Consider the following 11,210-nt stretch of genomic DNA (forward strand, 5'->3'; position numbering starts at 1 on the left):
GGAGCCGCGCAGCGCGCGTGGTCCGGTGAGGAGGGGTGGGGTGACGTCCGTACGAATCTGGGGGCCGGGCGCCGGTGCGGTGGCGGTGCTGGTGGTGACGGGGGTGTGGGCGCACGGGTCCGCCGGTGTGGACGCCGGTCTGTGGGCCGAGGTCCGGCCGGCCATCGAGGCCCGGCTCGTGGCGCGGGCCGCCGGCCCCGGCGACGGCGAGTCCGGTCCCGGGCGGCGCTGGTTCTGCCGCGCGGAGGTCCTCGACCTGTCGGAGAGCGGGGGCCGGGTGCGGGCCGGGATCGACACCCTGTGCCTGGAGTACGGCGAGCGCGGCGGCGCCCTGGCGGAGTGCGCCGGGGCGCGGATCCCGCAGGTGGTGCGGCTGGAGCGGGACCCGGCGCACGGCGGGTACCGCGTCGTCTCCGAGGAGGAGCCGCCCGACGACGACGCCGCCTGGACGGCCGGTCACTTCAGCCGGCACGCGAGGTCCCGCCTCGACGAGGAGATGCCGTCCACCGCGCTGGCGGCCCAGGCCCGCACCCGCTTCGGCCTGCCCGCGCACGCCCCGGTCCGGGACTCCTGCTGAGGCCGCTCAGTCCTCCGCGAGTTCCGCCACTCCGGTCACCCGGTGCAGGGGGTAGGTGCGCACCTCGTCGGCCGTGTGGTCGTACGCCGTGACGAAGCCGCCCTCGACCCGGATCGGGGCGATGACGCGCTGGCTGGCGGTGCCCTCGGCGTTGACGTAACCGATCCACAGGGTGCCGCCGGTGAGGACGGCGGCCTGCATGGTGGCCAGGGTCTCGGCGGCGGTGGTGCGCGGGAGTTCACCGCCCTGGACCGCGGTGCCGGCCGCCTTGCGCGGGGTGGTGGCGGCCAGGTCTCCGGCGCGGATCGCGCGGATCGCGGCGGCCAGCAGGGTGCCGTCCGGCGGGGGCGGCCCGTCCGGGACCGGCTCGGGGGCCGAGCGCGGCGGGGTGCGGTGGGCGTGCGCGCGGGTGATCAGGACGTCGCCCTCGGCGGACTCGGCGGCGGGCGCGTAGCCCATCGCGCGCAGGCCCTCCAGGAGGCCCGCCGGGTCGGCCTGGGTGGCGAGCACGGTCGGGGCCAGGCGGCGCAGGCCCAGGGCGGCAGCCCGCTTGTCGGCCATGATCTCGTTCAGGACGGTGTCGTCGTCGCAGCGGACGTACGCCGAGGCCGCGCCCACCCGCAGATGGCCGTGCCTGCGGGCCACGTCGTCGACCAGGTAGGCGAGCGGCTGCGGGACCGGCGTGCGGGAGTGCGCGGTGAGGAAGGCGTGCAGGTCGGTCGCGGTGCGGCCGGCGTCCAGGGCGCGGCGGACCGAGGCGGGCGTGAAGCGGTAGACGGTCGCGCCGCCCTTGGACTCGACGTCGGCGAGCACGCCCAGCGCGTCGGCGAGCGGGCGTCGCAGCGGGCCGGGGGCGACCGCGGTCAGGTCGGCCTGGAGCAGGACGTGGTCGAGCGGCTCGGGCAGCAGCGGGGCCAGCAGACGGCCCGCGGCCGCGGCGGCGACCGCCTGCTCGGGCGGCGGGAGCGGTTCGAGGGCGGCGGGACGGTGGTGGTGCACGGGCAGCTTGTCGCCGGGACCGTTGTCACCGGGACCGGCGGACCGGTGCGGCTCCGGTTCCTGCTCGGCCTCCGCCGGCGGCGCGCCCAGCAGCACCCTGCCGTGCGCCGACAGCGCCCCGCGTCCCGTCACGCCGAGCAGTTCGGCCTCCGACAGGGTCCAGCGGGCCAGCCGCCCGCGCAGGTCCTCGCCCTGCTGCTGCGGTCCGCGCAGCGGCCGCTCCCAGCGCAGCCGGGCCAGCACCGAGGCGGCGGCGGGAGCGGTGCCCTCCGGGAGCCCGGCCAGCAGCGTCAGCACCCGGTGCCGTACCTCGGGCGCGGCCGAGCGGTCGAGGCCGGGACCGAGTGCGGACAGCGCGCGGTCCTTGGCGTCCCGGCCGCCGACCAGACCGGAGGCGCGGGTCGCGGTCAGCCAGGCCTGGGCGAGCAGGGCCCAGCGTTCGGCCGGCGGGCGGTCCAGCCACTCGTCGTAGGCGGGGGTGGCCGCGTACCGTTCGTCGGCCTCGCCGTCGGAGGCGAGCAGCCCGGCCGCGTACGCCAGCTCGACCCAGAAGGCCGCGACCGGCTCGGGCAGGTCCAGCGCCACGGCCGTGCGCTTCAGGTCCCGGACGCTCAGGCCGCCGGCCCGCAGCACAGCGGGGCCGCCCTCGTCCCAGTCCTTGAGGAGGTCCTCGACGGTGGCCAGCGCGGTGTACGCCTGTCCGGCCGCCGTGGTGTCCACAACCTGTGGACGGTGCGTCGCGGTCGGCTCGACCACCGGCGGCACCGGCTCGGGCTCGCGGTGCGCGCGGCCCTCCCGCAGGTGCAGGGCGACCTCGCGGGGGAGGACGACCGTGCCCGGCGCGGTCGGCAGCAGCAGGCCGCGGTCCAGGAGCCAGCGCAGATGGGCGGCGGGCTCCGGGGTGACCTGACCGTACGGCGGGCCCCAGACCAGCCGGGAGAGGACGTCGAGGGACTCGGCGGGGGCGCCGCCGAGCAGCTTCGCCATCTTCTTGCGGTGGCCGAAGAGCTTGCCGAGCGCGGTCACCGCGGAGACCGCGTCGTGGGTCGAGGGCAGCCCGGCGGTGGTGACGATCTCCTGGATGCGGCCCGGTGACATGCCCGCGGCGGCCTCCCGCACGCTCGGACCCAGCCCGGTCGGCGAGGGGTACTGCGGAGACGGGGCGAGCACCTCGCGCGCGGTCCGCACCAGCCGCAGCCGGTCGTCGTCGCCCCACACCAGCGCCTGGTCGCGGAGCGTGCCGAGGGCGCGCGGCAGGGCGGCGGCGACCGGCGGGTCCCCGGCGTCGCCGGCCATCAGACCGAGCAGTTCGGCGTAGGCCGCCGGGTCGCCGGCCACCGCCAGCGCCTCCGCGGTCTGCAGGGCGAAGCGGTCCAGGCGTTCCAGGGCCCGCAGCACCGAGGCGCGGGTGCCGGCCCGGGTGGCCAGCTGGGTGAGGTCGGTGGGGACGGGGGTGATGAGGTCGGGGCGGGCGCGCAGCAGGACGGCCAGGGAGGCGTCGTCCCTGGCGCGAAGCGCCTCCGCGAGGGAGCGCGGCGGGGTGGCCGGGTTGCTCATCCGACCCACGGTAGCGGGTGCGGGACGGGGACCGGGATCACCCGGCGGTTCCCGACCCGCTCGTCGTGCACCCGTCACCCCGGGCGGCGGACGGCGGTCCGGTCGGCCGGGTGCGGCAACCACCCCCGGCCGGAGCGGCGTTGCCCGCGGACGTGCGGGCCGACATGACGGGTGACCTGCGCTACCGTCGTTGCGCAGGGTCATTCAAGGCAGCGGCCCCGGAGGGGACTTCGTGGGGATCGAGAGCGATCAGGTCGTCTACGAGTATCTGAGCCGGGTCGGGGACATCGCGCACCAGCGCCAGTTGTCGTCGGCCGACCGGATGCGGCTGGTGTCGGGGCTGCGCAACGAGATCGACCGGCACCGGGCGAAGGCGGCCGTCGACAGCCCCGCCGCGGTCCGGCGCATCCTGGACCGGCTGGGCTCGCCCGACGAGGTCGTCGAGGCGGCCGGAGGGACGGCGGAGACCGGCGCGCCGTCACCGCAGGCGCCCGCCGTTCCCGTCCAGCGGGAGGCCGGGGCGCCCGCCGGGAGCGAGGACCTGCGCCGTGTCGTACCGCGGCCGCGGCCCGCCGAACCGGAGGACGGCCCGCCGCCCCGCGACTGGTGGCGGGTGGACAGCAGCCCGTTCGGCGACGGCGACAGCGTGCCGGGGTTCGTGGGCGGCGTGGAGATCCCGGAGCTGCTGAGGAAGCCGCGGCCGCGCACGGACGAGGCGGAGGACGCGGCGGCCGGGCCGGTCCCGCGGACCGAGGCGGTCGAGGAGGCCGAGGAGGTCGTGGCGCCGGTCCGCCGCCGGCTGCGGGTCGTGCCGAGGCCGGCGGTCGGCTGGAGCAACCCGCTGCTGCTGCTCGCCGCGGCGGCGCTGGTCGTGGGCGCGGTCCTCGGCAACTGGTTCGCGCTGCTCCTCGGCTGGCTGATCGCCTACGGCTCCCGCCGGCTCACCCCGGCGGAGACCAAGCTGGCCGTGCTGTGGGTGCCGGGGCTGTCCGTCACGGCGGGACTGGTCTGGCTGTGGGGCCGCAGTGCCGGCCGCTGGGGCGAGCCGGTGGCGCAGGGGCACATGAGCGATGCGGTGGGTGAGACGTGGCCGTGGGTGGTGCGGGGGGCTGCCGTGGCGTCGGCGCTGTATCTGGTGTGGCGGTCGCAGCGGAAGCGGTGACGGTCGGGCCGGGCCGGGTTGAGTTGGGTCGGGTCGTCGGTCGGCCGCGGGCCGGTGGGGGCTTGTCGCGCAGTTCCCCGCGCCCCTTTGGGTCGGACCAGTGAGCCCACCTTTTTTGGGGGCGCGGGGAACTGCGCGAACGGCCCCCACCGGCCCGCACCGGTCCACCGACCCCGCGGCCCGTGACCGGAACCCGGTGTTTTTCGGGCCCCCGGCACAATGGTCGATATGACTTCTCGCGCCCTCACCGTCGGGTTCGATCTCGACATGACCCTCATCGACTCCCGGCCCGGGATCCACGCCTGCTACACGGCGCTGGCCGAGCGGACGGGGACCTACATCGACGCCGATCTCGCGATCACCCGGCTGGGGCCGCCGCTCGCCGAGGAACTGGTCAACTGGTTCCCCGCCGAGCGGGTCGCGGAGATGAGCGAGCTGTACCGGGCGATGTACCCGGAGATAGCCATCGCCGCGACGCCCGCCATGCCCGGCGCCCGGGAGGCGATCGCGGCGGTGCGGGGCGCGGGCGGCAGGGCCGTCGTGGTCACCGCGAAGTACGAGCCCAACGCGAAGCTGCACCTCAGCCATCTCGGCATGGTGCCGGACGCGGTGGTCGGCGACCTCTGGGCCGAGCAGAAGGCCGCCGCGCTGCGTGAGCACGGCGCGAGCGTGTACGTCGGGGACCACGTCGGCGACGTGCGCGGGGCACGTACCGCCGGAGCGCTGTCCGTCGCCGTGGCCACCGGGCCGTGCGACGCGGACGAACTGCTCGCGGCGGGCGCCGACGTGGTGCTCGGGGACCTCACCGAACTCCCGGCCTGGCTGGCGGCCTACCGGGAGGACACCTCCCGGGCCTGACGGCGCCCCGCCGTGATCGACTGGAGCACTCCGGCGCCGGCGACCAGGAAACCGACGCCCATGAGCATGCTCAACAGGTACATGTAGGTCGGAAAAGGCTTCGCGCCGAGGAACAGCGGTATCACGGTGACGAGAGTGGCCACCGTACCGATGAAGAAGAGCACGGCACCGGCGCGGATCAGTCGGTCACCGGGCCCGGCGGAATTCGCTTGGGTTTTGTCACGCACTCGACCAGGGTAGTTCCCTGCCCGGAGGAACAACCGGGCGACGTCTTGTCACGCGCCCGAAGACCATTAGCCTTGGTACCGGCGGGTCATGGACGACCCGCCCGAGTGCTATCAAGAGCCGTTCCAGAGCTGTTGCATTCAGAAGTTTACCGAGCAGTTTCCGACGAGATACGAGGACGAGGACAGACGTGCCTACCGGCAAGGTCAAGTGGTTCAACAGCGAGAAGGGCTTCGGCTTTCTCTCCCGCGACGACGGCGGTGACGTCTTCGTCCATTCCTCGGTTCTCCCCGACGGGGTCGACGCACTCAAGCCCGGACAGCGCGTGGAGTTCGGCGTCGTCGCCGGTCAGCGCGGTGACCAGGCACTGTCGGTGGTCCTGCTCGACCCCACCCCGTCGGTCGCCGCCGCCCAGCGCAAGAAGCCGGACGAACTGGCCTCGATCGTCCAGGACCTGACCACCCTGCTCGAAAACATCACGCCGATGCTGGAGCGCGGCCGTTACCCCGACAAGGCCGCCGGCGCGAAGATCGCCGGACTGCTGCGCGCGGTCGCGGACCAGCTCGACGTCTAAACCCGTCAGAGACGGCCAAGTCACGTAAGCGGGCGCGTCCCGTAACTGCTTTTACGGGAAATCGAGTGCGCGCGGGCCGAGGGGCGGGACGAGTCCCTCGGCCGCCGCCCGGGTGAGCAGTCCGCGCACCGCCGCGTAGCCGTCCTCGCCGAGTTCCGCGGTGAACTCGTTGACGTAGAGCCCGATGTGCTGGTCGGCGACGGCCGGGTCCATCTCCTGCGCGTGCGCCATGACGTAGGGCCGGGAGGCCTCGGGGTCGTCCCAGGCCGCGCGGACGGAGCCGCGGATCGACTCGGCGAGCCGGGTCAGCGTCTTGGTGCCCAGGGACCGCTTGGCGATGATCGCGCCGAGCGGGATCGGCAGGCCCGTCGTGCTCTCCCAGTGCTCGCCCATGTCGGCGAGCTTGTGCAGCCCGTAGTTCTGGTAGGTGAAACGCGCCTCGTGGATCACCAGCCCCGCGTCGACCTTCCCGTCCCGCACGGCCGGCATGATCTCGTGGAACGGCATGACCACGATCTCGCCGACCCCGCCCGGCAGCGTGTCCGCCGCCCACAGCCGGAACAGCAGGTACGCCGTCGACCGCTCGCTCGGCACCGCGACCGTGCGGCCCGTGAGGTCCGCCCCGGCCTCCCGGGTCAGCACCAGCGGCCCGCAGCCCCGGCCCAGCGCGCCGCCGCAGGGCAGCAGCGCGTACTCGTCGAGGACGTACGGCAGCACGGCGTACGACACCTTCAGCGCGTCGGACTCGCCGCGCTCGGCCATGCCGTTGGTGATGTCGATGTCCGCGAAGGTCACGTCGAGGGCGGGCGCGCCCTCGACGCGGCCGTGGGCGAGGGCGTCGAAGACGAAGGTGTCGTTCGGGCAGGGCGAGTAGGCGATGCTCAGCGAGTCAGCGGTGGTCATGAGGGTTCCAACTCTCCAGGACGGGCGGGAGCTTCCCGAAGGCCCCGGTCAGGGCGGCCAGGGCCGCCGGGATGCGCCAGGCGTCCCGGTCGCGGGGGCCGACGGGATTGGAGACCGCGCGTATCTCCAGGACGGGCACGCCGTGCGCGGCGGCCGCCTCGGCCACGCCGAAGCCCTCCATGGCCTCGGCGAGGGCGTGCGGGTGCCGGGCGCTCAGATCGGCCGCGCGGGCGGCCGAACCGGTCACGGTGGACACGGTGAGTACCGCTCCCGGGCGTGCTCCGGTCGCCTCGGCGATGGCTCGTACGAGTGGATCCGGCGGACGGTGGCTGACGGTCCCGAATCCCAGTTCGGTGACCGGCACGAACCCGTCGGCGGTCTCGGCGCCCAGGTCCGCCGCGATGATCTCGTCGGCGACGACCAGGGAGCCGACGGGGGCCGCGGGCCGGAAACCCCCGGCGATCCCGGCGGAGACGACCAGCGCGTAGGGCCGGCCCTCCAGGGCGGCCGCGGTGAGCGCGGTCGCGGTGCCCGCGGCGGCCAGTGCCGGACCCACGCCGGCGGCCAGCAGGTCGTACCCTCCCGCGGTGCGCAGCAGCGTCGCGGCGGGCAGCCGTACCTCGGTCGTACCGCCCGGGAACGCCGCCGCCACCGCGTCCCGTTCGGCAGGGACCGCGGTGGCCACGAGGACGCGCACGGCGGACGTGGTCAGGCGTCCTTCTTGAGCTTGAAGGACCACAGGCCCAGCACCGACTTGTCGCCCTCCTTGATGGAGACGAGGGTCGAGTTGCCGGACGCGCCGTACTGGGCGTTGAAGAACACGCTGCCCGGGATGGTGCGGTAGGTCTTCTTGCTGGAGTCGGTGAGCGGCTGACCGTTCATCAGGATCGTCCAGCCGTTGTCCGCGATCTTCGGGTCGACACCGAAGCGGACCGTGTCGTCCGGGTCCACCTTGATGGACTCGATCCCGGTGTCCTTGAGGCAGTTCGCGAGGGAGGCCGTGTTCAGGGCCTTGCCGTCGTTGTAGCAGGTGGCCTCGGAGTTGACCGAGGACGTACCGACGGTGACCGTGGCGATCGGCGTCGGCTTGTCACAGGCCGAGAGAACGAGCAGTCCGGCGGAAACGGCGCCGGCGGCGGCGACGACGCGGCGGCGTCGCGAGCGGGAGTGCAGCGTGGTCATGGCCGAAGGCTATCGGGCGCTCCGGGCCGTCTCCCCATGTGGGGTACGGCGTGCCCGGTTCGTTACGCCGGCTGCGCGCCTCAGGCCACCCTCGGCCGGGTCCGCGGGCCGTGCCGGGCCGAACCGAGCAGGCCGCGCAGGGTGGCCAGCCAGCCGGCCGCCACGATCACGGCCGCCACCACCAGGCCCAGGGTCCCGTTCAGCGGCATCACGATGCCCACCGCGCCGCCGAACACCCAGGCCATCTGGAGCAGCGTCTCGGAGCGGGCGAACGCCGAGGTGCGCACCTGCTCCGGCACGTCCCGCTGGATCAGCGCGTCCAGGCACAGCTTGGCCAGCGCCTGCCCGAATCCGGCCACCGCGGCCAGCACGGCCACCAGCAGCGCCCCGAAGAACAGGGCCGCGACGATCGCCGTCCCCAGCACCACGGCGACCGCCGTCACGATGATGATCTCCGGCGTCCGGGAGCGCAGCCAGGCGCCCACCGCCGTACCGAGCGCGTTGCCCGCGCCCGCGGCCACGCCCACGATCCCGAGCGACACCGCCGCGCTCTCGCCGGTCAGCGGGTGCTCGCGGAGCAGGAACGCCAGGAAGAAGATCAGGAAGCCGGAGAGGCAGCGCAGGGCCGCGTTGGCGCCCAGCGCGTGCGTGACGGCCGGACCCACCGTCCGCAGCCCCGGCCGCTTCGTGCCCTTGCGGAGCGGGCCGTGCAGGTGCTCCTCGTCGGCGGCGAGCAGCGCCACGTCCTCGCCCTTGGCCGAGTCGACCTTCGCGGGCAGCGTGAAGGAGAGGAACGTACCGGCGGCGAAGATCACGAAGGCGCCGTACAGCGGCCAGGGATCACCGATGGCGTGCAGCCCGGCCCCGACCGGGGCGGCCACCCCGGTGGCGAGCAGCCCGGCGAGCGTGACCCGTGAGTTGGCCTTCACCAGGGAGATGCCGGGCGGCAGCAGCCGGGGCACGACGGCACTGCGCACCACGCCGTACGCCTTCGACGCGACCAGCACCCCGAGCGCGGCCGGATACAGCTCCAGGCTGCCGCCGGCCACCGCGCCCGAGATGATCAGCGCGAGCAGCGCCCGCGCCAGCATCGCGCCGGCCATCGCGGCGCGCCGGCCGTGCGGGAGGCGGTCGAGGAGCGGGCCGATGACCGGGGCGAGCACGGTGAAGGGCGCCATGGTGATGGCGAGGTAGAGCGCGACCCGTCCGCGGGCCTCGTCGGTCGGCACCGAGAAGAACACGGTGGAGGCCAGCGCGACGGTGATCATGACGTCGCCCGCGCCGTTGACCGCGTGCAGTTCGATCAGCTTGCCGAGCCCGGACTCGCCGGCGCCGTGCGCGTGCGTGGCCCTGCGGATGCTCCGGGCGGTACCGGTCACCGGGAGGTGCAGGGCACGCCCGACGGAGCGGACGGCACCGCGCATCCGGCCCGCACCGCTACCGGCCCCGACGGTGCGTTGGGGGGATTTCGCGGTTGCCACGTCGTTCATAGTGCCCTGAGACGACAGTTCCTAGTGCACTTTGTGACCAAGCGAGTCGGAGACGGCTCCGCCGCCGGCATGGCCGCGCACGGGGCCCGTGACGGGGCCGGGATGCGGCTCGGCCGCGTCGGAGCGGCCCCTTCCACCCGCCCGCACCGGCCGTACGACGCCACCGGGCGCCGCCTTTGCCAACGCACGCCCGCCGCGCAGGCTCCGCGCCGGACTGTCGCCCACGACCGGCGACGGGGTAGCGTGCGTATCTCAGCCATAAAGCACAATGGATGGCAGAGGTGCGCCCGAGCGCGATCGGACGCGGACGTCGATGCGGCCCACAGGTCCGCTCCGTCCGCCCCACCGCCGGAGGCAGCCGCACTCGTGAGACGGCGTAGGAGAGAAGCGATACCTGTGAGCGCAGCGACAACGCGAAGCCGCACCCCCGACCGCCTGTGCGCCGAGGCGGTCGACCTCGCCCGCACCGCCGCCGAAGAGGCCGCCGCACCCGGAGTGGTGGGCGAGCACGCCGGAGCGGTCGCCGAGGGTGACCGCGTCGTCACGCACTACTTCGAGTGCAAGGAACTCGGGTACCGCGGCTGGCGCTGGGCGGTGACGGTGGCCCGCGCCTCCCGCGCCAAGCTCGTCACGCTCGACGAGGTCGTCCTGCTGCCCGGCTCCGACGCCCTCCTCGCCCCCGAGTGGGTGCCCTGGAGCGAGCGGCTGCGCCCCGGCGACATGGGCCCCGGCGACCTGCTCCCCACCGAGGCCGAGGACCTGCGGCTGGAGCCCGGCTACACCGGCGAGGACGGCCCGGAGCCGAACTCCCCGGTGTCGGAGGAGATGGAGGAGCTGGCGGAGGCCGAGGACGCCGACGTCACCGCGGGCACGCCCGCGAGCCTCCCCACGGTCCCCTCCCGGGGCACGATCGCCTCGGTCGCCGAGGAACTGGGCATGCGCCGCGCCCGGGTGCTGTCCCGCTACGGCCTGCACATCGCCGCCGACCGCTGGGAGGAGTCGTTCGGCGCCACGACCCCGATGGCCCAGGCGGCCCCCGCGACCTGCGTCAGCTGCGGTTTCCTCACCCCCATCGGCGGTTCCCTGGGCCAGGCGTTCGGCGTCTGCGCCAACGAGTTCTCCCCGGCCGACGGCCGGGTCGTCTCCTTCGCCTACGGCTGCGGCGGCCACTCCGAGGCCGCGGTCATGCCGAAGCCTCCGGTGGTGGCACCTCCGGTGATCGACGAGACCCGCGTCGACCCCTTCCCGCTCCGCCCGTCCGCCGACTCCGGTTCGGTGCCGGCGGCGGAGGACGAGACGTCGGCGGAGCTGGGCCACTCCTGACCCGAGCGGCGGACACCCGGCCCGCCGCCCCGGAGTGACCCCCGGTCAGCCCCGCCCGTCGCCGGTGCGTTTCCGGCCTCCCCCGCCGCCCGAACCGCTTCGCCGTCCCGTCGCCACCGCGGCCGGGATTCCCGGCTCGGCCCGAAGTGACGCCCGGTCACGGCCGCGTCCGGAGTGACGCCCGGCCAGCCCCGGGCAGCGCCCGCGCACCTCCGGGCGATGTCGCTGCCGCAGGGCGCGGGCCGCACCGCGCAGGGCGCGCTGCCGCGCCGGCGGTGCCGCGCCGGGCGTGCCGTCCGCGTGGAGTCGGCCATTCCGCCTCAACCGCTTCCGCCTCAACCGCTTCCGCCTCAACCGCTT

Annotated in this window: 11 protein-coding genes; 5 read left to right on the plus strand and 6 right to left on the minus strand. The window is 74.8% G+C overall.

The genetic code is table 11. The features are described from left to right. The first annotated feature begins 40 nt into the window (after positions 1–40). The gene (locus ACIQOE_RS27465; protein ID WP_365575089.1) at positions 41–577 is read left to right on the plus strand and encodes a hypothetical protein; all 537 of its coding nucleotides are present in this window, start codon (positions 41–43) and stop codon (positions 575–577) included. A 6-nt stretch (positions 578–583) separates the two neighbouring features. Here ACIQOE_RS27465 and ACIQOE_RS27470 read toward each other — a convergent pair whose 3' ends face one another. Next, positions 584–3,133, minus strand: a complete 2,550-nt coding sequence (locus ACIQOE_RS27470; protein WP_401414319.1) for a helicase-associated domain-containing protein — start codon at positions 3,131–3,133, stop codon at positions 584–586. Positions 3,134–3,365: 232 nt separating this feature from the next. Between ACIQOE_RS27470 and ACIQOE_RS27475 the strand changes: the two genes are divergently transcribed. Next, complete coding sequence (locus ACIQOE_RS27475) at positions 3,366–4,295, plus strand: hypothetical protein (RefSeq protein ID WP_401414321.1); 930 nt, start codon at positions 3,366–3,368, stop codon at positions 4,293–4,295. A 228-nt stretch (positions 4,296–4,523) separates the two neighbouring features. Beyond that, positions 4,524–5,153, plus strand: coding sequence for an HAD family hydrolase (locus tag ACIQOE_RS27480; protein WP_362644849.1), 630 nt, complete (start codon positions 4,524–4,526; stop codon positions 5,151–5,153). Here the strand turns inward: ACIQOE_RS27480 and ACIQOE_RS27485 are convergent. Further along, positions 5,126–5,380: a hypothetical protein gene (locus ACIQOE_RS27485; RefSeq protein WP_351321410.1), complete on the minus strand. Its 255-nt coding sequence runs from the start codon at positions 5,378–5,380 to the stop codon at positions 5,126–5,128. The two genes, ACIQOE_RS27480 and ACIQOE_RS27485, sit on opposite strands and share 28 nt — an antisense overlap. 188 nt (positions 5,381–5,568) lie before the next feature. Between ACIQOE_RS27485 and ACIQOE_RS27490 the strand changes: the two genes are divergently transcribed. Next, positions 5,569–5,952, plus strand: coding sequence for a cold-shock protein (locus ACIQOE_RS27490; RefSeq protein ID WP_093501504.1), 384 nt, complete (start codon positions 5,569–5,571; stop codon positions 5,950–5,952). Positions 5,953–6,003: 51 nt separating this feature from the next. Here the strand turns inward: ACIQOE_RS27490 and ACIQOE_RS27495 are convergent, their stop codons facing one another. The 4 genes from ACIQOE_RS27495 to ACIQOE_RS27510 all read right to left on the minus strand — a co-directional run bounded on the left by ACIQOE_RS27495 (position 6,004) and on the right by ACIQOE_RS27510 (position 9,461). Further along, positions 6,004–6,855, minus strand: a complete 852-nt coding sequence (locus ACIQOE_RS27495; RefSeq protein ID WP_362644843.1) for a 1,4-dihydroxy-6-naphthoate synthase — start codon at positions 6,853–6,855, stop codon at positions 6,004–6,006. After that, complete coding sequence (locus ACIQOE_RS27500; RefSeq protein WP_401414324.1) at positions 6,842–7,552, minus strand: futalosine hydrolase; 711 nt, start codon at positions 7,550–7,552, stop codon at positions 6,842–6,844. The genes ACIQOE_RS27495 and ACIQOE_RS27500 overlap by 14 nt, the downstream gene beginning before the upstream one ends. Positions 7,553–7,563: 11 nt before the next feature. Then, positions 7,564–8,037: a DUF2771 domain-containing protein gene (locus ACIQOE_RS27505; protein WP_351321403.1), complete on the minus strand. Its 474-nt coding sequence runs from the start codon at positions 8,035–8,037 to the stop codon at positions 7,564–7,566. A gap of 80 nt (positions 8,038–8,117) precedes the next feature. Next, positions 8,118–9,461: an MFS transporter gene (locus ACIQOE_RS27510; protein ID WP_399012713.1), complete on the minus strand. Its 1,344-nt coding sequence runs from the start codon at positions 9,459–9,461 to the stop codon at positions 8,118–8,120. Between the two features lie 462 nt (positions 9,462–9,923). Here ACIQOE_RS27510 and ACIQOE_RS27515 point away from each other — a divergent pair, with 462 nt between their 5' ends. Continuing rightward, positions 9,924–10,850: a DUF3027 domain-containing protein gene (locus tag ACIQOE_RS27515; RefSeq protein WP_351321399.1), complete on the plus strand. Its 927-nt coding sequence runs from the start codon at positions 9,924–9,926 to the stop codon at positions 10,848–10,850. Positions 10,851–11,210 lie beyond the last annotated feature (360 nt).

The organism is Streptomyces sp. NPDC091282, assembly GCF_044757385.1.
In the GTDB taxonomy this organism is placed as follows: Bacteria; Actinomycetota; Actinomycetes; order Streptomycetales; family Streptomycetaceae; genus Streptomyces; species Streptomyces gramineus.

Excerpts from the sequence above, each read along its gene's own strand:
- ACIQOE_RS27480 (WP_362644849.1), top strand. The coding sequence starts at position 4,524 with ATGACTTCTCGCGCCCTCACCGTCGGGTTCGATCTCGACATGACCCTC.
- ACIQOE_RS27495 (WP_362644843.1), bottom strand. The coding sequence starts at position 6,855 with ATGACCACCGCTGACTCGCTGAGCATCGCCTACTCGCCCTGCCCGAAC.
- ACIQOE_RS27510 (WP_399012713.1), bottom strand. The coding sequence starts at position 9,461 with ATGCGCGGTGCCGTCCGCTCCGTCGGGCGTGCCCTGCACCTCCCGGTG.
- ACIQOE_RS27470 (WP_401414319.1), bottom strand. The coding sequence starts at position 3,133 with ATGAGCAACCCGGCCACCCCGCCGCGCTCCCTCGCGGAGGCGCTTCGC.
- ACIQOE_RS27505 (WP_351321403.1), bottom strand. The coding sequence starts at position 8,037 with ATGACCACGCTGCACTCCCGCTCGCGACGCCGCCGCGTCGTCGCCGCC.